Genomic DNA, 22220 nt, shown 5'->3' with positions numbered 1-22220 from the left:
TGTATCTATGCAGGAGCGAGCGCCTGCAGTCTTTACGCGGGCCTTAAACGCTTGGCCTGGCGATACAGATAAACACTCAGCAACAACCCGCTGAACGCCGCCATTGCCGCGAACAAAAAGATCGAGGCAAAGCCAAAGCCTGCAGCCACGGCACCCACCAGAGGGCCGGTAATGCCCAGTGACAGGTCGATAAACAGCGAGTAGGCGCCCACTGCCGCGCCACGGCTGGAGGCCGGCACTAGATTGACCGCTTCAACCCCCAGTGCCGGGAATACCAGCGAGAAGCCGAAACCACTGAGTGCTGCGCCTGCCAGTGCCAGCTCAGGGTTGGGCGCCAGCCATAGCAACAACAGCCCCAGGGTCTCGACGCTCAGGCAAGCAATCGCCACCCGAAAGCCGCCAATGCGGTTGATCAGGTTGCCGAACAGCAGTCGCGCACCGATAAAGCTGGCGCCAAACAGGCTCAGGCACAGTACGGCGTTTTCCCAGTGATTGGTCGCGTAGTACAGGGTGATGAAGGTAGCGATGGTGCCAAAGCCGATCGAACCCAGCGCCAGACCCGCGCCATGGGGCAAGACGCGGCCCAGCACATGCAGGAACGGCAGGCGCACGCCGCTGACAATCGGCGCTGCCCGTTTGGGCCAGGCCAGTAGCAGGCCGATTGTAGCCAGGGCAATAATGCTTGCGCCCATGCTCCACATGCCCCAGTGGCTGACCATCAGCACGCCCAGCGGGGCGCCGATGGCGATGGCGCCATAACTGGCGATGCCATTCCAGGAAATCACCTTGGCAGTGTTTTGCGCCCCGACCCGGCCAATGCCCCAGCCGATGGAGCCGGAACCCACCAGGCTTTCAGCGCTGCCCAGCACCAGCCGGCCGATCAGCAGGCAGGTCAGGCTCAGCGCCGGCATGGCCGCGGTCCAGGTGGATGCGAGCATCAGCACGCCACTCAGGCCGCAGCCTGCCAGGCCATACATTACGGCGCGCTTGCTGCCGCGATTGTCGATGATGCGGCTGGCATAAGGACGGCTCAGCAGCGTGGCCAGATATTGCACGCTGATCACCAGGCCGGCGATGACCGTGCCGTAGCCCAGGTGGTTGTGTACGTATCCGGGCAAGACAGCCAGCGGAATGCCGATGTTCATATAGCCGATAAAGGTAAACAGAACGATGGAAACCACTTGTAGCGTGATCGCCATTGGACGCTGTGTTTCAGGCATGGGGTAGGGGTCCTGCGGGGGTGCGGTTGGGTGCGGATTGATTATAGCGGCGCAACCAGTTGTGTCGCGATCAAGGCGGCCAGGGCGTTTTCCTTGGTGCCAAAACGTTTGAGCAAGGTGGCTTGCTTCTCTGGGGTAAGGCGCTCCCACAGGACGATCATTTTCTCGGCGGTGCCGATCAAAACGCTGGCTTGGGTTTCGCTGAAGGTATCGGTCACGCTGTATTCCTGGGAGGGGGGTGGAGCGATTGTGTCAGTCGGTGTGAAAAAACCAATGCTTTTTCACACCGACTGATGAAGCCGTCAGTCTTCGCTGTCGGCCATGAGGCTTTCAGAGGCCTCTTCCAGTGCGGGGTTTTCGCCACTGGTGTGTTCCGGGATTGGCTGCTGAGTTTCTTGCAGGCTTGGGAAGGGGAGGTTTGGGATTTCGTGCATCGTCGCGCTCCTCGCAAGGTGTGTTTAAGTAGCTTGCTAAGGATACAGGACGAAGTGTGACAATTTGTCTTTTTATTGGGTCTGGCGGGGATTATGTCGAACTTTTCATTTTTTCGTTGTCCCGGCCAGAAACTGTAGGAGCGAGCTTTTCAACGCGGCAACGAAGAGCTCGCGAGCAAGCTCGCTCCTACAGTGAGTGGGGCTAGCGGGTACACACCTGCGCAATGGCCTTGGCCAGCAGGCCCAGGCGTGTGCCATCGACCCCGGCCATGTTGGCGCGTCCTGAGCCGACCATGTACACGCTGTGCTTTTCACGCAGCAATTGCACTTGCTCGGCCGTCAGGCCGGTGTAAGAAAACATCCCGCGTTGCGCATTGATGTGGGCAAAGTGCTCCGCCAGACCGAACGGGGTTAATGCCTCAACCAGCCCGCTGCGCAATTGCGCGATACGGCTGCGCATGGCCTCTACTTCTGCGGCCCACTGCTGTTTGAGCTTTGCATCGCCCAGAATGGTCGCCACTACCGCCGCGCCATGGTCCGGCGGGTTGGACCAGAGATTGCGGGCCAGATAAGCCAGCTGGCTGCGTATATCAGTCAGCTTTTCGGCATCGTGGGCGCACACGATCAAGGCGCCAACGCGCTCACGATACAGGCCGAAGTTTTTCGAGCAGGAGCTGGTGATCAGTACTTCCGGCAATTCGCTTACGAACAGGCGGGTAGACCATGCATCGTCTTCCAGCCCGTCGCCGAACCCTTGATAAGCAAAGTCGATCAGCGGCAACAGTTCGCGCCGGCGCACCACTTCCAGTACTTGCAGCCAGTCAGCTCGCGACAGGTCAAACCCGGTCGGGTTGTGGCAGCAGGCGTGCAGCAGCACCACGTCGCCATTGGGTGCCTGCTCAAGCGCGGCAAGCATGGCGGCAACGTCCAGCTTGTTGTCGTTGCCCACATACGGGTAATGGCTGATTTTCAGGCCCGCGGCGGCAAAGATGGTTTCGTGTATCGGCCAGGTCGGATCGCTCAGCCAGATTCCGCGGCCCGGCAGGCATTGCGCGATAAAGTCTGCGCTCAGGCGCAGGGCACCGGTACCGCCTGGCGTCTGGGTGGCACCTGCACGCCCGGCTGCCAGTAACGGCGACTCGGCACCCAACACCAGCTCGCTGATCAGTTGGCCGAAACGGCTGTCACCATGGCCGCCGATATAGGTTTTGGTTTGCTGCTGGTCCACCAGGCGCTGTTCCGCCTTTTTCACCGATTCCAGGATCGGCGTCAGGCCATTGGCATCTTTATAGACACCCACGCCCAGGTCGAACTTGTTCGGGTTGGGGTCCTGGTTGTAGGCGTCCATCAACCCCAGAATCGGGTCGCCGGGGACCCGACCAATGCCTGCGAAGTGCATTACTTGCGGCCCTCAGCGGTTTTCGCCACGTCGTCAGTGCGTGCGGCCATGATGAAATCATTGCGGTGCAGGCCTTTGATCGAGTGGCTCCACCAGGTCACGGTCACTTTGCCCCACTCGGTGAGCAGGCCCGGGTGATGACCTTCGGCTTCAGCGATTTCACCCACGGCGTTGGTAAAGGCCAGGGCAAATTTGAAGTTCTTGAACAGAAAAACCTTTTCCAGTTGCATGACGCCGTCGCGAACTTCGATATTCCAGTCCGGGATCTGTTTGATCAGGATCGGCAACTCTTCATCGCTGACTTGTGGAGCATCGGCGCGGCAGGCTTCGCAGTGGGCTTGGTTCAGTGTGTTCATGGTGTATTCCTGAAGTCAGTTGTTCTTCTTGTGTAAAAGAAATGTTCAAAAAGGCCGGTCAAGCCGCTTTAGGCCTCGGCGGGAACTTGGGCGCGTGCAAGCCCATGGTCATGCCTTTTTCGACCATGCCCATGATGTCCTCGTGGGCCAGATCAAACAGTCGCTTCAAGTCCGGCAGGACAAAATACAGCGGCTGCAGAATGTCGATGCGATACGGCGTGCGCATGGCTTCCAGCGGATCGAAGGCCTGATGTTCAGGCTCTGCCGACAAGCTGTAAACCGTTTCTTTGGGCGATGAGAGAATTCCGCCGCCGTAAATGCGCTTGCCTTGCGGGGTGTCGACCAGCCCGAACTCGATGGTCATCCAGTACAGGCGGGCCAGATACACGCGCTGCTCCTTGGATGCCTGCAGGCCGAGCTTGCCGTAGGTGTGGGTGAACTCGGCGAACCAGGGGTTGGTCAGCAGCGGGCAGTGGCCAAAAATCTCGTGGAAAATATCCGGCTCTTGCAGGTAATCCAGCTCTTCAGGGGTGCGAATAAAGGTCGCTACCGGGAATTGCTTGTTGGCGAGCAATTCAAAGAAGGTCTGAAACGGAATGAGCGCAGGAACGCGGGCAACTTGCCAGCCGGTGGTGGCGGCCAATATCTGGTTAATTTCGCTCAGTTGTGGAATGCGGTCGTGGGGCAGGCCGAGTTTTTCGATGCCTTCCATGTATTCGGGGCAGGCACGGCCTTCCAGCAGTTTCAGCTGGCGGGTAATCAATGTATTCCACACCCCGTGTTCTTCAGGCGTGTAGTCGATAAAACCGTTGGCATCCGGCTCGCGGGCGACGTATTTCGTTTGCTTCATGGGGCTCTCCGCAATGAAATCGTTTTTATTATTCGGTTTGTTGCGATGCCCTAGTGATACCCCATTTGAATTTTTCATGCCCCTAGCCTAAAGCCAGCAATACTGGGATGATGCGGCTGATTCGTAAAGTATTCGTTACGATTGTGTGCTTGAGCCGCCACTCCTGAGTATGTGGCGGCAAAACTGTCAAATAATCGTGACGATGAAATGATCGGTTGGTCAATCTTTACCCCTGTGGGAACCGGCCTGGCGATGCATTCGCGCTATTGGCCAGCAAGCCGGCTTCCACCATTGGCCCCTGCCACCTTATTTGCCCCGAGCCTTGCCCCATGCGTATCAAAGTTCACTGCCAAAACCGGATTGGCATCCTTCGCGACATCCTTAACCTGCTGGTTGCCTACGGCATTAACGTCAAGCGCGGCGAAGTGGGGGGCGACCAGGGCAACGCGATCTATCTGTACTGCCCGAACCTGATCAACCTGCAGTTCCAGGCGCTGCGTCCGAAGTTCGAAACCATCGCCGGGGTCTTCGGGGTCAAGCGTGTGGGCTTGATGCCCAGCGAGCGCAGGCACATGGAACTCAATGCCTTGCTTGGGGCTCTGGAGTTTCCGGTGTTGTCCATCGATATGGCCGGCAGCATCGTGGCCGCCAACCGTGCCGCTGCCCAGTTGCTGGGAGTGCGGGTGGATGAAGTGCCGGGGATTGCCCTGTCGCGCTACGCCGAAGATTTTGACCTGCCCGAGCTGGTGCGCGCCAACAAGTCGCGGATCAACGGCCTGCGGGTCAAGATTAAAGGCGATGTGTTTCTGGCCGATATCGCCCCGTTGCAGCTGGAGCACGATGACAGCGAGGCCATGGCCGGCGCGGTCCTGACCCTGCATCGTGCTGACCGCGTAGGCGAGCAGATCTACAACGTGCGCAAACAGGAACTGCGCGGTTTCGACAGCATCTTCCAAAGCTCTAAAGTCATGGCTGCGGTGGTGCGTGAGGCGCGGCGCATGGCACCGCTCGATGCTCCTCTATTAATAGAAGGGGAAACCGGCACCGGCAAGGAGCTGCTGGCCCGCGCCTGCCACCTGGCCAGCCCGCGCGGACAATCGCCGCTGATGGCGCTCAACTGCGCCGGTCTGCCTGAATCGATGGCTGAAACCGAATTGTTCGGTTATGGCCCCGGTGCCTTTGAGGGCGCACGGGCCGAAGGCAAGCTCGGCCTGCTGGAGTTGACATCGGGCGGTACGCTATTTCTCGATGGCGTCGGAGAGATGAGCCCGCGTCTGCAGGTCAAGTTGCTGCGCTTCTTGCAGGACGGCTGCTTTCGGCGTGTAGGCAGTGATGAAGAGGTGTACCTCGATGTGCGGGTGATGTGCGCCACCCAGGTCGACTTGTCCGAGTTGTGTGCTCGCGGCGAGTTCCGCCAGGACCTTTACCACCGGCTTAACGTGCTGTCGCTGCACATTCCGCCCTTGCGCGATTGTCTGGACGGGCTGGAGCCTTTGATCGAGCATTTCCTGGATCAGGCCAGCCGGCAAATCGGTTGTCCGTTGCCGCGTCTGGCGCCTGCGGCCCTGAGCCGCTTGAGCCACTACCACTGGCCGGGCAACGTACGGCAATTGGAAAACGTATTGTTTCAGGCGGTTTCTTTGTGCGATGGCGGAGTGGTCAAGGCCGAGCATATCCGCCTGCCGGACTACGGCGTGCGCCAGCCGCTGGGCGAGTTTTCGCTGGAAGGCGGGTTGGAGCAGATCGTCGGGCGTTTCGAAAAGGCGGTGCTGGAGCAACTGTATTCCGAGCATCCGAGCAGCCGGTTATTGGGCAAGCGGCTGGGGGTCTCCCACACCACCATCGCCAACAAACTGCGCGAGTACGACATTATCAAGCCGGCTTAGACCCAATCGCCGGCAAGCCGGCTCCCACATGATGTGTGTGAATTGCACCATCCCTGCAGGAGCCGGCTTGCCGGCAACAGCGGCGCATTTGACAGCACAGGCCATGCCTTGCCGCTACCGGCACAATAGCGCCGTTTTTACGTCTTCAATCTTTCCTTTCCCGCCTCCACACAAGCCTCCAGGCCCCGCTGCGCGGCCATTACCCGCGTCAAAAAAAAGTTGGTGCGCAAATTGCTAGATGCTCTGCAGTACAGCGGTGGGCGGCAAGCGTCCGTCAGACAGAGGAAAGACTGTGGACAAGTACCTTTATGTGGCAATGACCGGCGCCAGCCAGAACGCACTGGCGCAGAAGGCTCATGCCAACAATCTGGCGAACATCTCGACCAACGGTTTTCAACGGGACCTGGAGCAGGCCCGCTCGATGCCGGTGTTTGGTGACAGCTTTCCAGCCCGTGCCTATGCGCTGACCGAGCGCCCTGCCACCGATTTCAGCCCTGGCGCCATGATTGAAACCGGGCGCGACCTGGATGTGGCCGTGGCCGGTGATGGCTGGATGGCCGTGCAATCTCCCGACGGCAGTGAAGCCTATGTGCGTACCGCGAGCATGAATGTGGATGCCCTGGGCATTCTGCGTGCTGGCAATGGCATGCCGGTCATGGGCAATGGCGGGCCGATTGCCGTGCCGCCGGAGCAAAAAATCGAAGTCGGTGAAGACGGCACCATCTCCATCCGTGCCATGGGCGAAGGCCCGCGGGTGATGGCGCAAGTGGACCGCATCAAGCTGGTCCAGCCGGACCTCAAAACCATGAGCAAGGGCCTGGACGGCATGATCCACACCAACGACGGCAAGCCGGCCCAGGCCGACGCCAACGTGCGTGTGGTCTCGGGGTTTCTGGAGGCGAGCAACGTCAATGCCGTCGACGAAATGACCTCGGTGCTGGCCCTGTCCAAGCAGTTCGAACTGCATATCAAAATGATGAACACCGCCAAAGAAGACGACCAGGCCATGACCCGCGTCCTGGCAATGAGCTAACTCGGCCAATTACTTAAACGCAGCGCCCTGAACGGCGCGCGAGGAGAGCACCATGCTTCCGGCACTGTGGGTTGCAAAAACAGGTTTGGCTGCACAAGACACCAACCTGACCACCATTTCCAACAACCTGGCCAACGTCTCGACCACCGGTTTCAAACGTGATCGTGCCGAATTTCAGGACTTGCTGTACCAGATCAAACGCCAGCCTGGCGCCCAGTCGACCCAGGACAGCGAACTGCCGTCGGGCCTGCAGGTAGGCACCGGGGTGCGCATCGTCGGCACGCAAAAGAACTTCACGGCAGGCAGCTTGCAAACCACCGACCAGCCGCTGGACATGGCGATCAATGGCCGTGGATTTTTCCAGATCATGCAGCCGGACGGCACCACGGCCTACAGCCGCGACGGTACCTTTCACCTGGACGCCAACGGCCAGATCGTCACCGCCAGCGGCTTTGCCCTGGAGCCGGCGATTGTGGTGCCGGCCGATGCCCAGACGTTCACCGTTGGCCAGGACGGCACCGTGTCGGTGACGATTGCCGGCAACCCGGCCGCGCAAGTGATCGGTAACGTACAGACCGCTGACTTCATCAACCCGGCCGGTTTGCAGTCCCAGGGCGGCAACCTGTTCCTGGAAACCGCGTCCAGTGGCGCGCCGCAAATCGGTACCCCGGGCCTCAACGGTTTTGGCACCACGATGCAAAGCACGCTGGAAACCTCGAACGTCAGCACCGTGGAAGAAATGGTCAACATGATCACCACCCAGCGCGCCTACGAGATGAACTCCAAAGTGATCTCCACCGCCGACCAGATGTTGTCGTTTGTTACGCAAAATCTGTAATTACGCAGGAGCAGTCATGAAACGTTTTTGTTCAGTTCTGGCATTGGGCGCCGTCACCTTCGTGGCGGGATGCGTCAGCCCGCCACCACGGCCCAACGACCCGTATTACGCCCCTGTCCTGCCGCGTACTCCGCTGCCGGCAGCGGCCAACAACGGCTCGATTTACCAGGCAGGCTTTGAACAGAACCTGTATAGCGACCGCAAGGCCTTTCGCATTGGTGACATCATCACCATTACCCTGAACGAGAAAACTCAGGCGAGCAAAAACGCCAACTCGGCAATCGGCAAAAACAGCAACACCAGCATCGGTCTGACCTCATTGTTTGGCGGCGGCCTGACCACTAATAACCCGCTGGGCAGTGGTGATCTGAGCCTCAATGCCGGTTACAGCGGCAGCCGCGCGACCAAGGGCGACAGCAAGGCCGGGCAGGGCAACAGCCTCACCGGTTCGGTCACGGTGACCGTGGCCGATGTATTGCCCAACGGCATCATCGCGGTACGCGGCGAGAAGTGGATGACCCTCAACACCGGCGATGAACTGGTGCGCATTGCCGGCCTGGTGCGGGCCGATGACATCAGCACCGATAACACCGTGTCCTCGACCCGCGTGGCCGATGCGCGCATTACCTACTCGGGTACCGGCTCGTTTGCCGATGCCAGTCAGCCGGGCTGGTTTGACCGCTTCTTCCTTAGCCCGCTGTTTCCTTTCTAAAAAGAGTCCATTTAGTGATGACCGCCCATCTCAAGCATTTGCTGGCAGCCGTACTGCTGATGTCGACCACCCTGGGCGTTCACGCCGAGCGGTTGAAGGACATCGCCAGCATTTCAGGCGTGCGCTCCAACCAATTGATTGGTTATGGCCTGGTGGTCGGGCTCAATGGCACAGGCGACCAGACCACCCAAACCCCGTTCACCCTGCAGACGTTCAACAACATGCTCTCGCAGTTCGGGATCAAGGTGCCGCCTGGCTCGGGTAACGTGCAGCTGAAAAACGTTGCTGCCGTGTCCATCAGTGCCGACTTGCCCGCGTTTGCCAAGCCGGGGCAGGTGATCGACATCACCGTTTCCTCCATCGGCAACTCCAAAAGCCTGCGCGGCGGCACGCTGCTGCTTACACCGCTCAAGGGTATCGATGGCAACGTTTACGCAGTCGCCCAGGGCAACCTGGTGGTGGGCGGATTCGATGCCGAAGGCCGTGATGGTTCGAAGATCACCGTCAACGTTCCTTCTGCCGGGCGCATTCCCGGTGGTGCGTCGGTAGAGCGTGCGGTGCCGAGCGGTTTCAATCAGGGCAACAGCCTGACCCTGAACCTCAATCGCTCCGACTTCACCACCGCCAAGCGCGTGGTCGACAAGATCAACGACTTGCTCGGCCCCGGCGTCGCCCAGGCAATTGATGGCGGCTCGGTGCGGGTTACTGCGCCACTGGACCCCAGCCAGCGTGTCGACTACCTGTCGATCCTGGAAAACCTCGAAGTCGATCCGGGACAGGCGGTGGCCAAGGTCATCATCAACTCGCGCACCGGCACCATAGTGATCGGCCAGAACGTCAAGGTTTCGCCTGCGGCCGTGACCCACGGCAGCCTGACCGTGACCATCACCGAAGACCCTATCGTCAGCCAGCCGGGCCCGCTGTCCAACGGCCAGACCGCTGTCGTGCCGCGTTCACGGCTCAATGCGCAGCAAGAAGCCAAGCCGATGTTCAAGTTCGGCCCGGGCACCACGCTGGACGAGATTGTGCGTGCGGTGAATCAGGTGGGCGCGGCCCCCGGCGACTTGATGGCGATTCTCGAAGCGCTGAAACAGGCCGGCGCCTTGCAAGCCGACCTGATCGTGATCTGAGGCCGCCGTCATGGATATGCGTAAGAGCGGTCTGGTCAGCGGCAGCGATTCGGGGGCGTTTACCGACCTCAATCGTCTGAACAACCTGAAGGTCGGCGACCGTGAAAGTGACGGCAACATGCGCAAGGTGGCGCAGGAATTCGAGTCGCTGTTCCTCAACGAAATGCTCAAGTCCATGCGCTCGGCGAACGAAGTGCTGGGCAAGGACAACCCGCTCAACACCCCCGCGGCCAAGCAGTATCAGGAAATGTACGACCAGCAACTGTCGGTGACCTTGTCCCGTCAGGGCGGCGGCATCGGTCTGGCTGACGTGTTGATGCGCCAGATGTCGAAGAACAAACCCGCAGTGCCGGGGGAGGCCGCTACGGCTGCCTTGAGCGCTGAAGTGAAAACACCTGCCCCGGTCACCCCGGCGGCGGCCAGCCCGTTTGTACGCTCCAGCGGCCAGCGCCCGTTGTGGGCCTCGCGGGTGGCCACCACTGCCGTGGAAGGCGGGCATAAAAATGATGTGGCAATGCTCAATCAGCGTCGCCTGGCATTGCCGAACAAACTGACCGACCGCTTGCTGGCCGGGATTGTGCCCTCGGCCGATCCGGCCCGCTCAACCCTCAATACCGGGACCGTCCCCGGTCGCACCAGCACATCGATGGATGCCGTGATCAAGGGCAGCCGTCACCCCATGCTCAGCGCAGGCGGTGTGCAAGGGCGGATGCAGTTTTATGGACGGGCCGTGGCGCAACCGCCACTGGCACCGGCCAAACAGGCCTTCGAATCACCGGACGCCTTTGTCGCCACCATGTTGCCGATGGCGCAGCAGGCGGCCGACCGCATCGGCGTCGATCCGCTGTATCTGGTGGCGCAGGCGGCGCTGGAAACCGGCTGGGGCAAATCGGTGATGCGCCAGCAGGATGGCAGCAGCAGCCACAACCTGTTCGGCATCAAGGCCACAGGCAGCTGGCAGGGGCCGCAGGCGCGGGCCATCACCAGTGAGTTCAAGGGCGGGCAGATGGTCAAGGAGACGGCGGACTTCCGTTCTTACGATTCCTATCAGGACAGCTTCCACGACCTGGTCACGCTGCTGCAAAGCAACAATCGTTATAAAGAAGTGCTGAACGCAGCCGATAAACCAGAGCAGTTTGTTCGTGAGTTGCAGAAGGCCGGTTATGCGACCGACCCTGAGTACGCGAGCAAGATTTCGCAGATTGCCAAGCAAATGAAGACCTACCAGAGCTACGTCTCGACGGGTTCTTCCACGCACATATAAGGTTTGAACCATGGCGAGTTTGATCAACATCGGGATGTCGGGGCTGAACGCGAGCCAAGGGGCATTGGCGACCGTAGGCAACAACATTGCCAACGCCAACACCTCGGGCTACTCGCGCCAGCAAATCGTGCAGAGCAGCGCCGGCTCGCAGCAAGTGGGCGGGGTGTTTATCGGCACCGGCACCACCCTGGCTGACGTGCGCCGGGTGTACAACTCCTATCTCGACGCCCAGTTGCAAACCACCACCTCGCTCAACGGTGATGCCCAGTCCTATCTCGATCAGATCGGCTCGGTGGACAAACTGCTGTCAGATAAAAGCACCGGCATCTCGGCCGTGCTCAGCAGTTTCTTTTCATCTTTGCAAACCGCGGCCGGCGCTCCCGGCGACATGTCGGCCCGCCAGTTATTGCTGACCAATGCGCAAGCCCTGAGTAACCGTTTCAACTCGATCTCGAGCCAGCTCAACCAGCAGAACGAAGGCATCAACACCCAGCTGGACACCCTGACCTCGATGGTCAACCAGCACACCGCCACCATTGCCTCGCTCAACAAGCAAATCGCCCAGGCCACCACTGCCGGCAACACGCCGAACAACTTGCTGGATGCGCGCAACGAAGCGGTGCGCACCCTTAATGAATTGGTTGGGGTCACGGTCCAGGAACACGACAACGTTTATGACGTGACCCTGGGCACAGGGCAGGCGTTGGTGCAGGGCAACACGTCCAATACTTTGTCGGCGGTGCCGGGCAAAGTCGATAAAAGCCAGTTCAGCATTCAGATCAACTACGCGCAGTCCAGCTCCGATGTCACTTCGGTCATTACCGGCGGCAAGATCGGCGGCCTGCTGCGCTATCGCGATGACGTGCTGGCCCCGGCAATCAACGATTTGGGGCGCACCGCGATTGTGGTCGCCGACGCGATCAACAAGCAGCTGGGGCAGGGCCTGGATGCCAATGGCGAGTTTGGCTCGTCGATGTTCAACAGCATCAACAGTGCCCAGGCCATCAGCCAGCGCAGCCTGGCCGCGACCGGCAACAGTGCGGGCTCGGGCAACCTGAACGTCAACATCACTGACAGTGGGGCGTTGACCGCTTACGACTATCAGGTGACGTTCACCAGCGACAAGGACTACACGGTCAAACGCTCGGACGGCACCAGCATGGGCGCCTTCAATCTGGATCAAAAGCCTGCTGCAGTGATCGATGGTTTCACCATGGACCTTAGCGGTGGCGCCTTGAGCAAAGGCGATCAATTCAAAGTCAGCCCGACCCGTAACGGCGCCAGCAATATCGGGGTGCAGATGGGCGATGCCGGTAAATTGGCGTTCGCCGCACCGCTGGTGGCGGGGAAGGGCGGCTCCAACAGTGGTACGGGGACCTTGAGCACGCCAAGCCTGTCCTCGGTGCTGGATATCTACGGTGGCGCAGACCTGGGCCAGACGCAGTCGCAGATTGAAGGCGTAATGCCGGTGCGTATTGCGTTTGACGACGCAGCGGGAGGGGCCCAGGGCTACCGCGTGCTGAACGAAAAAGGCGAGGAGATCGCCAAGGGCAGCATCGTGCCGGGCCAGGACAACAAGGTCACCATCAACCTGCCAGTGCTGGATGCGGCGGGCTTGCCGGTGACAAACGCCGATGGCACGGCCAAAACCATAGGCTTTGACACCACCATCAGCGGGTCGCCGGCCAAGGGCGACAGCTTCGACATCAAGTTCAACAAGGACGGCAAGGCAGACAACACTAACGCCAACCTGTTGCTGGGCCTGCAGACCAAAGCCACGGTCGGCGTCGGCAAAGACGGTACCGGCGGCGTCAGCATGGCTTCCTCGTACACCCAGCTGGTTTCCAAAGTGGGCGGCAAGGCCAGCCAGGCCGCCGTCGACGGTACGGCCAACACCGCAGCGCTGGCGTATGCCACGCAGACCCGCAGCTCGGTGTCCCAGGTCAACCTCGATGAAGAAGCCTCCAACCTGGTCAAGTTCCAGCAGTACTACACCGCATCGTCGCAGATCATCAAAGCGGCGCAAGAAACCTTCAGCACGCTGATCAACAGTCTTTAAGGGAGTCCTCGACGATGCGTATCTCTACTTCCCAGTTTTTTGAGTCGACCAGCGCCACCTACCAGAACAATTTCTCGTCGGTGATCAAGACCCAGGGCCAGATCGACTCCGGCGTGCGCATCCAGACTGCGGCGGATGATCCGGTCGGTGCTGCGCGCCTGCTGCAATTGCAGCAGCAAAAAGACATGCTGGGTCAGTACACCACCAACATGAACAGCATCAAGGCCACGCTGGGCAGCCAGGAAGCCATCCTCGACAGCATCAACACCGCGTTGCAAAAGGCCAGCGAGCTAGCGCTGGGGGCTGGCAGCGGCAAGGGCGATGCCGATCGCGCTACCATCGCCAACGTACTGGGCAGTATCGAAGACCAGGTGTTCAGCTTGCTCAACAGCAAGGACGCCGCGGGCAACTACATGTTCTCCGGTTCGAAAACCGACACCCCGCCCTATACCCGCAACAACGACGGGACGTACAGCTATCAGGGTGACGACACCCAGCTCAACCTCAAGGTCTCGGACACCCTGAGCCTGGCCGGCAGCGACACGGCCAAGAGCTTTATGGAGAACTCGGTCAATACCGGGCGTACACAGGTCACGGCACTGCCGGTGGTAGACGCCACCGGCGCGGTCATCCCCGACAATGGCAAGGTTTCGCTGTCGGCCGGTTTGATCACTTCAAGCCCGGTATTCAATAAAAGCTTTGTCGATGGTCAGCCCTACACGCTGGCATTCACCAGCAGCACCCAGTACAAGCTGACCGACGCCCTGGGCAATGACGTGACCGCTGAAGTGCCTGGCAATGGCGTCTTCGATTCCACCAAGGAGGGTGCCCACAGCATCAGCCTGCGCGGCGTATCGTTCGACATCAACCTGGACCTCAAGGACATTCCTGCAGTCGATCAGGATGCGGCAGTGGCGGGGCACTCTTTTAGCCTTGAAGCCAAGCCTGACACCTTCAATGCCTCGCGCACCCCGAGCAACACCTCGACGGCGCAGATCACCGGTACCGTCGTGGCTGATGCCAAGGCCTACAGCGACAGCTTCCCGAGCAGTGGCGCGGTCATCAAGTTCACCAGCGATACGCAATATGAAATCTACACCCAGCCAGTGACGGCCAGCAGCAAGTCGATTGCCAGCGGCACGATGACGGGCGACTCGATCACGGCCATGGGCGTCACCTTTGATTTCACCGGTGCGCGCGCTGCGGGCGACCAGTTTGTGGTCAACAGCAACAACCATCAGAGCCAAAGTGCGCTGGACACCATTAGCCAGTTGCGCAAGGCACTGGTGATCCCCAGTGACAAGGACCCGGTGGCCCAGCAAACCCAGAAAGACGCCATCAACTCGGCGATAGGCAATTTGAAAAACGCCAGCGCCGGGGTCGACACTGCCCGGGGTTCCATTGGTGCGCGCTTGCAGGCGGTGGACATCCAGACCGATGAAAACATCAGCATGGGCCTGGCCAACGACTCCACCACTGCCGCCATTGGCAACACCGACATGGCCGGCGCCTCGATCGACCTGGCATTCCAGAAAGCCATGCTCGAAGCCTCGCAGCTGGCATTCGTCAAAATCTCGCAGTTGAGCCTGTTCAATCAGCTGTAATGCAGAATTTGCAGCAAACCTGTGGGAGCTGGCTTGCCAGCGATACCGGTAAAACCGGTCTGTCTGAAGGGGTAGGGTGATGCTATCGCCGGCAAGCCGGCTCCCACATAATCCTGGCTCTGCCCGAAACGTTTTGTAAAAAACCGCATCAAATCAAGTGACCTATGAGTCACAACGCGCATCTTCACTGTATCGTGTGAAACGTACGGGCGGGTGCAGAGCCTTTTTCAGGCTGTTTTGTCTATTTTCATGCACCCACATTCGCCGCTTTTGCGCGTTTAAGCCCTTTTATTGTCAGCGCCCCTCGATTGTGCGAGCGGGTGATCTCCAGCTATTCAGTATTGGGAAGCCACAATGATTGGCATTAAAAGCATCGCCAGTTACGTGCCTGCAGACGGTGTAGACAACTACGCCCAGGGCGCGAAGTTCTCCAAGGACGAAGACTTCATTCTGGGCAAGATTGGCTCGGCATTTTTGCCGCGCAAAGATGCTGACCAGGAAACCTCGGACCTGTGTGTCGAGGCAGTCAACGCACTATTTGCCAACAACCCGCAGCTCAAGCGCGAATCCATTGACGCGCTGATCGTCGTGACTCAAAACGGTGACGCGGAAGGTTTGCCGCACACCGCTGCCATCGTCCAGGACAAGCTTGGCCTGCCGACCCACGTAGCGGCCTTTGATATTTCCCTGGGCTGCTCGGGCTATGTCTACGGCATCTACGCGATGAAAGGCTTCATGGAAGCCACGGGCCTGAAAAACGGCCTGCTGATCACCGCCGACCCGTATTCGAAAATCGTCGACCCGGAAGACCGCAACACCACCATGCTCTTTGGCGACGCGGCCACCGCTACCTGGATGGGCGAAGACGCTCCCTGGCAGCTGGGCAAAGCCAAATTCGGCACCGACGGTTCGGGTGCCCCGCACTTGAAAGTCAGCGATGGCGTGTTCTTCATGAACGGACGTCAGGTTTTCAACTTCGCGTTGCTCAAAGTGCCGGCGCACCTGCACGAATTGATGGACGAGTCCGGGCTGACCTCCCAGGACATCGATGCCTTCTGCATCCACCAGGGCAGTGCGGCGATCGTTGACGCGGTTGCTCGCCGCTTTGAAGGCGAGCCGGAGAAATTCATCAAGGACATGGTCGAGACCGGTAACACCGTGTCATCGAGCATTCCATTATTGCTGGAAAGGCACGTGATGGATGCCCCGACCTGGAAGCGCGTAGCCCTGAGCGGCTTCGGCGTAGGCCTGTCGTGGGGTTCGGCGATCATCTATCGCCCTTGAACTGACGCTTGAACCAAAAAACGCCCATGGCCAAAAGCCATGGGCGTTTTGCGTTGTGGCGACCCCTTTGTAGGAGCTGGCTTGCCAGCGATGCGGTCTTGAGCTGAAGCCATCGCTGGCAAGCCAGCTCCCACAGGGAAATTGGCCGGTCATGGAGCTATGTAAGCCCTTGAAACACAAGGGATGGCCCCCGGCCAGTAAAAAAAAACAAAAAACCCCTCAAGCAACCTGCATTCACGACGATAACTATTACGAAGGTTCTCTAGGCCACACCCGGCGGTTGCCAGGGCCGGAAGCCGCAGTATTCATCTAATGAGGATTTCGTCATGGCTTTATCAGTAAATACCAACGTAACGTCCCTGACCGTTCAGAAAAACCTGAACAAAGCCGGCGATGCGCTGAGCACCTCGATGACCCGTTTGTCTTCCGGCCTGAAAATCAACAGCGCCAAAGACGACGCCGCTGGCCTGCAGATGGCCAACCGTCTGACCTCGCAGACCAAAGGCATGACCGTAGCGATTGCCAACGCCAACAACGCCAGCTCGATTGCCCAGACCGCTGAAGGCGCGATGCAAGAGTCGACCAACATTCTGCAACGTCTGCGTGAGCTGGCCTTGCAAGCGTCGAACGGTGACAAAAGTAACGACGACCGTGCAGCGCTGCAGCAAGAATTCACGGCAAAAACCGGTGAACTGACCCGTATTGCCCAAACTACGACCTTCGGTGGTCGTAACATTCTGGATGGTTCGTTCCAGAACCAATCTTTCCAAGTGGGTGCTGATGCCAACCAGACTATTTCGTTTGGTATGAGCGATATCAGTGCTACATCGTTGAAGGGTACTTCCAGCGAAGCGACTGTTGCGGGTACCAAGACTTCGTTGTCGGCTTCTGTAACGGGCCAGGCAGCTACTAACTTAGGTACTGCTGCTGCTTTTAAAATCAACGGTGTCGAGGTGACGCTTGTCGCTGGTGACGATGATGTGGATAAAGTTGTTACTGCTATCACTGCGGTGACAGCCGTAAGTACTGCTGGCGTCACTGCTTCAAACGTTGACGGTCGTTTGGTGTTGACGTCTACTGATGGTCAGGCCATCAAGCTAGAAAACGGTGATGGCGCAAGTGGTGCAGGTGCGCTGGCCAAGGTAGGTCTGACAGCAGGTACTAACGCGCCTAAACTTGCCGCCGCTTCTTCGATCAATTTGAATGGCACCGACATCAAATTCGCTGCTGGCTCCACAATGACTGACGTTGTTTCGTCCATCAACAGTGCAAGCACCGGCGTAACCGCCAGCCTCAAGGATGACGGCACGCTGAGCCTGTTCTCCACCAAGGACATCAAAATTGGCAACGGCAGCACCACGTCGGGTCTTAAAGAGTTGGGTCTTGACGCTGCCGCGGCTGTCGGTAACGCACCCGATTTGGGTGTTACGAAAGCCATCAGCCAGGAATCCAGCGTTGCTGACCTGAGCATTCTGGATGCTAGCTCTGCACAAAAAACTATCCAGGCGCTGTCTGGCGCGATCGAGCAGATCGACACCCAACGTGCCGCTCTGGGTGCCGTGCAAAACCGTTTCGACAGCACCGTAGCTAACCTGCAAAGCATCTCCGAAAACTCGACCGCTGCTCTGGGTCGTGTTCAGGACACTGACTTTGCATCGGAAGCTGCTCAGTTGACCAAACAACAAACCATGCAACAGGCGTCCACCGCGATCCTGTCCCAGGCTAACCAGCTGCCATCGGCTGTGATGAAACTGCTTCAGTAATTTCAGCGCTTGGTTGATAACGGAAGGGCGCGTTTATGCGCCCTTTTGTTTTTTCAGAGGTGAGGTGATGACATGGACATGAGCATCAAACTGAATTCCGCCTACCCAGCCGCCGTCGGGCCTTCCAGCTCAATGCCTGCGCCTGTTGCAACCCCCAGGGCCAGCACTGACGACAGCGCACTGCCCGGCAAACCGCCTGAGCGTGTCGAGGTGGAAAAAGCAGTCAATGATTTGCGTGAGTTTGCGCAGTCTACTCAGCGCCAGCTGGATTTTTCGATTGATGACACCACCGGCATCATGGTGGTCAAAGTCATCGCCACGCAAAGCGGTGAAGTGATTCGCCAGTTGCCTTCAGAGGTGGCTCTTAAGCTCGCGCAAAATCTGGCAGACCCTAATAGCCTGCTTTTTAACGCCAGCGCTTGAAGGTGGCATGAAATGTGAAGCTGTCTGTGGCTTCGGCATTCTTTGTCAATAAAGTGTTCGCCAATAAAGCGGCAGCCACCGGATAAGGAGAATAAAGATGGCCAGTTCAACCATTACAGGTGTGGGATCGGGATTCGATACGGTTGGTATTGTAAAAGCCCTGGTCGATGCTGAAAAAGCACCCAAGCAAGCCCAAATCACCAAGCTTCAAACAACGACCACCACTCAACTGTCGGCGGTGGGGACCGTGAAGGCTTCGATCGAATCCTATCGAACGGCAATCGCCAAGCTCAACAGCGTGTCCAGTTTCAACGGTCTGGCGGCGACGTCGTCCGACGAAAAGATTTCCAAAGTTACCCTGGGCGACAAGGCTGCCAGTGGTACCTATGCGCTTAATGTCACGCAACTGGCGACGGCTTCAAAAATCACCAGCAAGGTGTTTGAGGGCAGCTCGGCGGTTGTGAACGCCAGCGAAAAAGATCAAACCCTGACTCTCTCGCAGTCTGATAGCAGCTACGACGTGAAGATCCCGGCGGGCGCGACCATGCAGCAGACCCGCGATGCGATCAACACTCAGCTGCAATCCAAAGGCATTAGCGCCAACGTCCTGACGGACGCCAACGGCTCGCGTCTGGTGATCAGTTCGCAGACCACCGGCAAGGGTTCCGACATCACCATCAGCGGTGATTCAGAGCTGGCGACGGGCTATGACGCCGGTAAGCCGCCAGTGAATGCTGAATACACCATCGATGGCATTGCCATGGAGTCGACGAGCAATAAAGTGACAGCTGCAATCAGTGGTGTCAGCCTTGAACTGTTGGATACCAAACCTTCGACCATTACAGTGGCTTCTAACACCACGACCTTGAAAACCTCGGTTCAGTCGTTTGTGACTGCCTACAACGCGCTGATGACTAGCATCAATACGCAGACCAAGGTGACTGCTACCGGTGATGCGGCGACCACCACCTCTGGTGCCCTGACCGGTGACTCGTCGATGCGTCAACTGGTTAACGGTATTCGCAGCGAGTTGCTGCAAAACACCAGCGGCTCTTCCATCGGCAACCTGGCGCAAATGGGCATCAGTACCGACCAGAAAACCGGCTTGCTGACCCTCGACGACACCAAGTGGAACGCCGCCGTGGCGCAGCCTAACGGGGCGACCGAGATTGCCAAGGTGTTTGCCGGTGACACCGGTTTGATCTCGCGCATGACCAAGGCTACCGATAGCTATGTGGGGACTGCCGGGCTGCTGACGACCCGCGCGGCTGACTTGAATACCAAGCTGACCGATCTGACCACTCAGCAGGCGGATCTGGACCGGCGCATGGATAGCATGAAAACCTCCCTGACCTCCAAGTACACCGCCATGGACACCTTGATCGCGAAGATCAACGCCAGCAGCTCCAGCATCATGACCACCCTGAACTCGCTGAATAACCCTAAATCCAGCTGATTTGACGCAGTCAGATCACTAAAGTTTTAGCCGTGACAGTCGACATAAAGATCAAGTCCTGGCCATTTTTGCCTGTCACCGTAATGAGGTAGCAACATGAACCCGATGCGCGCCCTTCGTCAGTACCAGAAGGTCAATTCCCACGCCCAAATCTCTGAGGCCAGCCCCCATCGGCTGATTCAAATGCTGATGGAAGGCGGTCTGGAACGCATGGCTCAGGCCAAAGGCGCGATGAGCCGTGGTGATATCCCGCAGAAGGTGGTGTTGATCACCAAGGCTATCGACATCATCACGGGCCTGCGTCAGGGCATGGATGAATCAAAGGCTGAAGACAAGGTCGCGTTTCAGCGCCAGGACAGTCTGTACGAGTACATGACCATTCGTTTGACTCAGGCCAATGCGCAAAACGATCCTGAAATCATCGACGAAGTGGCCCGCCTGCTGATCACGGTTAAAAGTGGTTGGGACGAGATCGCACCACAATAAAATTGAAGGCCTGAGGAGTGCGTCATGAGCCAACTGCAACGAATTCAAGAAACCCGTGAAGCGCTGATCGATGCCCTGGCTGAACGCAATTGGGATGCCATCGGCCAGCTGGATTCGGCCTGCCGGGTGTGTGTCGAGAGTGTGCTGGATGAGGCGCCGGTGGATGAGGCCGTGTTGCGCGAGAATCTGGAAGGGTTGCTGGTGGTCTATCGGATGTTGCTGGAAGCGGCGACCGATGAGCGTCAATTGCTTGTCGAGCAAATGTCTCAGATCAATCAAGCAAAAAATGCCTCAAAGGTTTACCATCTGTTCCGTTAAGGCATAAGAAACATATGGTTAATTGACACTTTCCGCGCCATAAATTTGACTTGTATTTCTTTTTGACTTAACTAGTGCTGTATTCTGTTTTCAGTCGTCTTAGATATCCAACAGATAGGGCGACGGCATCTGCCCTGTCATCCGGGGCAATGAGTTGACTAGGGAAGTTGCTATTGCATGTGGCGTGAAACCAAAATTCTGCTGATCGATGACGATAGCGTCCGCCGCCGCGACTTGGCGGTGATTTTAAATTTTCTCGGTGAAGAAAATTTAGCCAGCTCAAGCCAGGAATGGGAGCAGGCGGTTAGCTCTTTATCATCCAGTCGCGAAGTGATCTGTGTGCTGGTAGGCGCTGTAAGCCTCGCCGGCGGTGTTTCAAGCTTGCTTAGGACACTGGCCGGATGGGATGAGTTCCTGCCGATCATGCTTTTAGGTGAAATTTCTGCAGTCGACCTGCCGGAAGACCAGCGTCGCCGCGTTTTATCCAGCCTCGAAATGCCCCCCAGCTACAGCAAACTGCTTGATTCCCTGCACCGTGCCCAGGTCTATCGCGAGATGTATGACCAGGCCCGCGAGCGTGGCCGTCATCGCGAACCCAACTTGTTCCGCAGCCTGGTGGGCACCAGCCGGGCCATCCAGCATGTGCGTCAAATGATGCAGCAAGTGGCCGATACCGACGCCAGCGTGCTGATCCTGGGCGAGTCCGGGACCGGTAAGGAAGTGGTTGCGCGTAACCTGCATTACCATTCCAAGCGCCGCGATGCGCCATTTGTGCCGGTTAACTGTGGGGCGATTCCTGCAGAACTGCTCGAAAGCGAGCTGTTCGGCCATGAGAAGGGCGCCTTCACCGGCGCCATCACCAGCCGCGCCGGGCGTTTTGAACTGGCCAATGGCGGCACGCTGTTTCTCGACGAGATCGGCGATATGCCGCTGCCGATGCAGGTCAAACTGCTGCGCGTGTTGCAGGAGCGTACCTTTGAACGGGTGGGCAGCAACAAGACCCAGAGCGCTGACGTGCGGATCATCGCCGCCACCCACAAGAACCTTGAGAGCATGATTGAGGTCGGCGCTTTCCGCGAAGACCTGTACTACCGCCTCAATGTGTTTCCGATCGAAATGGCGCCCCTGCGTGAGCGGGTCGAAGATATTCCGCTGCTGATGAACGAGCTGATTTCGCGCATGGAGCACGAAAAGCGTGGCTCGATCCGCTTCAATTCCGGCGCCATCATGTCGCTGTGTCGCCACGCATGGCCGGGCAACGTCCGCGAGTTGGCCAACATGGTCGAGCGCATGGCGATCATGCATCCGTACGGCGTGATTGGCGTTGCTGAGTTGCCGAAGAAATTTCGCTACGTGGATGACGACGACGAGCAGTTGTCCGACACCTTGTTCAGCGATATGGAAGAGCGTGTGGCGATCAACAACAACGCACCGGACTTCAGCGTTGCTGCGATGCTGCCGCCCGAAGGCCTGGACCTCAAGGACTACCTCGGCGGGCTGGAGCAAGGGCTGATCCAGCAGGCGCTGGACGACGCCAACGGCATCGTGGCCCGCGCGGCCGAACGCCTGCGCATTCGCCGAACCACCCTGGTCGAGAAAATGCGCAAATACGGCATGAGCCGTCGCGACGGGGAAGAGCAGGCGGAAGATTGACGCCTGCTTTCACTTCCCGGATCCCCTGACTTTGTAGGAGCGAGCGTGCTCG

At 58.6% G+C, this 22220-nt stretch carries 21 protein-coding genes; 15 read left to right on the top strand and 6 right to left on the bottom strand.

Annotated features, from left to right (window positions below; genetic code table 11):
* Positions 1–32: 32 nt before the first annotated feature.
* From AOC04_RS12825 to phhA, 6 genes are all read right to left on the bottom strand, one after another.
* Positions 33–1220 (bottom strand): MFS transporter, encoded by a 1188-nt coding sequence (locus AOC04_RS12825; RefSeq protein WP_060693922.1) that lies wholly within the window; start codon positions 1218–1220, stop codon positions 33–35.
* A 41-nt stretch (positions 1221–1261) separates the two neighbouring features.
* Positions 1262–1438, bottom strand: a complete 177-nt coding sequence (locus AOC04_RS23975) for a hypothetical protein (RefSeq protein WP_003441776.1) — start codon at positions 1436–1438, stop codon at positions 1262–1264.
* Between the two features lie 84 nt (positions 1439–1522).
* The gene (locus AOC04_RS24335) at positions 1523–1654 is read right to left on the bottom strand and encodes a hypothetical protein (protein ID WP_257719949.1); all 132 of its coding nucleotides are present in this window, start codon (positions 1652–1654) and stop codon (positions 1523–1525) included.
* A 202-nt stretch (positions 1655–1856) separates the two neighbouring features.
* Positions 1857–3053, bottom strand: coding sequence for an amino acid aminotransferase (locus tag AOC04_RS12820; RefSeq protein ID WP_060693917.1), 1197 nt, complete (start codon positions 3051–3053; stop codon positions 1857–1859).
* Entirely contained in the window at positions 3053–3409 is a 357-nt protein-coding gene (locus tag AOC04_RS12815) for a 4a-hydroxytetrahydrobiopterin dehydratase (protein ID WP_060693914.1), read from the bottom strand. Before AOC04_RS12815 ends, AOC04_RS12820 begins: the two co-directional genes overlap by 1 nt.
* Positions 3410–3467: 58 nt before the next feature.
* The gene (phhA, locus tag AOC04_RS12810) at positions 3468–4259 is read right to left on the bottom strand and encodes a phenylalanine 4-monooxygenase (RefSeq protein WP_060693911.1); all 792 of its coding nucleotides are present in this window, start codon (positions 4257–4259) and stop codon (positions 3468–3470) included.
* Positions 4260–4588: 329 nt separating this feature from the next.
* On the opposite strand from phhA, the gene AOC04_RS12805 reads away from it, so the two are divergent.
* The 15 genes from AOC04_RS12805 to AOC04_RS12735 all read left to right on the top strand — a co-directional run bounded on the left by AOC04_RS12805 (position 4589) and on the right by AOC04_RS12735 (position 22168).
* Positions 4589–6145, top strand: coding sequence for a sigma-54-dependent transcriptional regulator (locus AOC04_RS12805; protein WP_060693909.1), 1557 nt, complete (start codon positions 4589–4591; stop codon positions 6143–6145).
* Between the two features lie 292 nt (positions 6146–6437).
* Positions 6438–7178, top strand: coding sequence for a flagellar basal body rod protein FlgF (locus AOC04_RS12800; RefSeq protein WP_060693907.1), 741 nt, complete (start codon positions 6438–6440; stop codon positions 7176–7178).
* A 52-nt stretch (positions 7179–7230) separates the two neighbouring features.
* Complete coding sequence (gene flgG, locus AOC04_RS12795) at positions 7231–8016, top strand: flagellar basal-body rod protein FlgG (protein ID WP_060693905.1); 786 nt, start codon at positions 7231–7233, stop codon at positions 8014–8016.
* A gap of 16 nt (positions 8017–8032) precedes the next feature.
* Positions 8033–8728 (top strand): flagellar basal body L-ring protein FlgH, encoded by a 696-nt coding sequence (flgH, locus tag AOC04_RS12790; protein ID WP_060693903.1) that lies wholly within the window; start codon positions 8033–8035, stop codon positions 8726–8728.
* 17 nt (positions 8729–8745) lie between these two features.
* Positions 8746–9858, top strand: coding sequence for a flagellar basal body P-ring protein FlgI (locus AOC04_RS12785; RefSeq protein WP_060693901.1), 1113 nt, complete (start codon positions 8746–8748; stop codon positions 9856–9858).
* A gap of 10 nt (positions 9859–9868) precedes the next feature.
* Positions 9869–11122 carry a flagellar assembly peptidoglycan hydrolase FlgJ gene (gene flgJ / locus AOC04_RS12780; RefSeq protein WP_060693898.1) on the top strand — a complete coding sequence of 418 codons (1254 nt, stop codon included), beginning with the start codon at positions 9869–9871 and terminating at the stop codon, positions 11120–11122.
* Between the two features lie 10 nt (positions 11123–11132).
* Positions 11133–13181, top strand: a complete 2049-nt coding sequence (gene flgK / locus AOC04_RS12775) for a flagellar hook-associated protein FlgK (protein WP_060693896.1) — start codon at positions 11133–11135, stop codon at positions 13179–13181.
* Positions 13182–13195: 14 nt separating this feature from the next.
* The gene (locus AOC04_RS12770; protein ID WP_060693893.1) at positions 13196–14785 is read left to right on the top strand and encodes a flagellar hook-associated protein 3; all 1590 of its coding nucleotides are present in this window, start codon (positions 13196–13198) and stop codon (positions 14783–14785) included.
* 354 nt (positions 14786–15139) lie between these two features.
* Positions 15140–16069, top strand: coding sequence for a ketoacyl-ACP synthase III (locus AOC04_RS12765; protein ID WP_060693891.1), 930 nt, complete (start codon positions 15140–15142; stop codon positions 16067–16069).
* Positions 16070–16395: 326 nt separating this feature from the next.
* Positions 16396–17832, top strand: a complete 1437-nt coding sequence (locus AOC04_RS12760) for a flagellin N-terminal helical domain-containing protein (RefSeq protein ID WP_060693889.1) — start codon at positions 16396–16398, stop codon at positions 17830–17832.
* A gap of 72 nt (positions 17833–17904) precedes the next feature.
* On the top strand, positions 17905–18255 hold the full coding sequence (locus AOC04_RS12755) for a flagellar protein FlaG (RefSeq protein ID WP_060693887.1): 351 nt from the start codon (positions 17905–17907) through the stop codon (positions 18253–18255).
* Positions 18256–18352: 97 nt separating this feature from the next.
* A complete protein-coding gene (gene fliD, locus AOC04_RS12750) occupies positions 18353–19711 on the top strand; it encodes a flagellar filament capping protein FliD (RefSeq protein WP_060693885.1) in 1359 nt (452 codons plus the stop codon).
* Positions 19712–19807: 96 nt separating this feature from the next.
* Positions 19808–20197: a flagellar export chaperone FliS gene (gene fliS, locus AOC04_RS12745; protein ID WP_060693884.1), complete on the top strand. Its 390-nt coding sequence runs from the start codon at positions 19808–19810 to the stop codon at positions 20195–20197.
* Between the two features lie 24 nt (positions 20198–20221).
* Positions 20222–20515: a flagellar protein FliT gene (gene fliT / locus AOC04_RS12740; RefSeq protein ID WP_060693882.1), complete on the top strand. Its 294-nt coding sequence runs from the start codon at positions 20222–20224 to the stop codon at positions 20513–20515.
* A gap of 177 nt (positions 20516–20692) precedes the next feature.
* The gene (locus tag AOC04_RS12735) at positions 20693–22168 is read left to right on the top strand and encodes a sigma-54 dependent transcriptional regulator (RefSeq protein ID WP_060693880.1); all 1476 of its coding nucleotides are present in this window, start codon (positions 20693–20695) and stop codon (positions 22166–22168) included.
* Positions 22169–22220: the final 52 nt, after the last annotated feature.

It is taken from the genome of Pseudomonas versuta, from assembly GCF_001294575.1.
GTDB classification, from domain to species: domain Bacteria; phylum Pseudomonadota; class Gammaproteobacteria; order Pseudomonadales; family Pseudomonadaceae; genus Aquipseudomonas; species Aquipseudomonas versuta.
The sequence above is the reverse complement of the archived record's forward strand: the minus strand, read 5'-3'. Positions and strand labels throughout refer to the sequence as shown.

Coding starts and splice junctions, on each gene's coding strand:
- AOC04_RS12760 (WP_060693889.1), top strand. CDS start 16,396: ATGGCTTTATCAGTAAATACCAACGTAACGTCCCTGACCGTTCAGAAA.
- AOC04_RS12825 (WP_060693922.1), bottom strand. CDS start 1,220: ATGCCTGAAACACAGCGTCCAATGGCGATCACGCTACAAGTGGTTTCC.
- AOC04_RS12785 (WP_060693901.1), top strand. CDS start 8,746: ATGACCGCCCATCTCAAGCATTTGCTGGCAGCCGTACTGCTGATGTCG.
- AOC04_RS12735 (WP_060693880.1), top strand. CDS start 20,693: ATGTGGCGTGAAACCAAAATTCTGCTGATCGATGACGATAGCGTCCGC.
- AOC04_RS12820 (WP_060693917.1), bottom strand. CDS start 3,053: ATGCACTTCGCAGGCATTGGTCGGGTCCCCGGCGACCCGATTCTGGGG.
- flgK (WP_060693896.1), top strand. CDS start 11,133: ATGGCGAGTTTGATCAACATCGGGATGTCGGGGCTGAACGCGAGCCAA.
- AOC04_RS24335 (WP_257719949.1), bottom strand. CDS start 1,654: ATGCACGAAATCCCAAACCTCCCCTTCCCAAGCCTGCAAGAAACTCAG.
- AOC04_RS12770 (WP_060693893.1), top strand. CDS start 13,196: ATGCGTATCTCTACTTCCCAGTTTTTTGAGTCGACCAGCGCCACCTAC.
- flgH (WP_060693903.1), top strand. CDS start 8,033: ATGAAACGTTTTTGTTCAGTTCTGGCATTGGGCGCCGTCACCTTCGTG.
- AOC04_RS12805 (WP_060693909.1), top strand. CDS start 4,589: ATGCGTATCAAAGTTCACTGCCAAAACCGGATTGGCATCCTTCGCGAC.
- flgJ (WP_060693898.1), top strand. CDS start 9,869: ATGGATATGCGTAAGAGCGGTCTGGTCAGCGGCAGCGATTCGGGGGCG.
- AOC04_RS12815 (WP_060693914.1), bottom strand. CDS start 3,409: ATGAACACACTGAACCAAGCCCACTGCGAAGCCTGCCGCGCCGATGCT.
- fliT (WP_060693882.1), top strand. CDS start 20,222: ATGAGCCAACTGCAACGAATTCAAGAAACCCGTGAAGCGCTGATCGAT.
- flgG (WP_060693905.1), top strand. CDS start 7,231: ATGCTTCCGGCACTGTGGGTTGCAAAAACAGGTTTGGCTGCACAAGAC.
- phhA (WP_060693911.1), bottom strand. CDS start 4,259: ATGAAGCAAACGAAATACGTCGCCCGCGAGCCGGATGCCAACGGTTTT.
- fliD (WP_060693885.1), top strand. CDS start 18,353: ATGGCCAGTTCAACCATTACAGGTGTGGGATCGGGATTCGATACGGTT.
- AOC04_RS12755 (WP_060693887.1), top strand. CDS start 17,905: ATGGACATGAGCATCAAACTGAATTCCGCCTACCCAGCCGCCGTCGGG.
- fliS (WP_060693884.1), top strand. CDS start 19,808: ATGAACCCGATGCGCGCCCTTCGTCAGTACCAGAAGGTCAATTCCCAC.
- AOC04_RS12765 (WP_060693891.1), top strand. CDS start 15,140: ATGATTGGCATTAAAAGCATCGCCAGTTACGTGCCTGCAGACGGTGTA.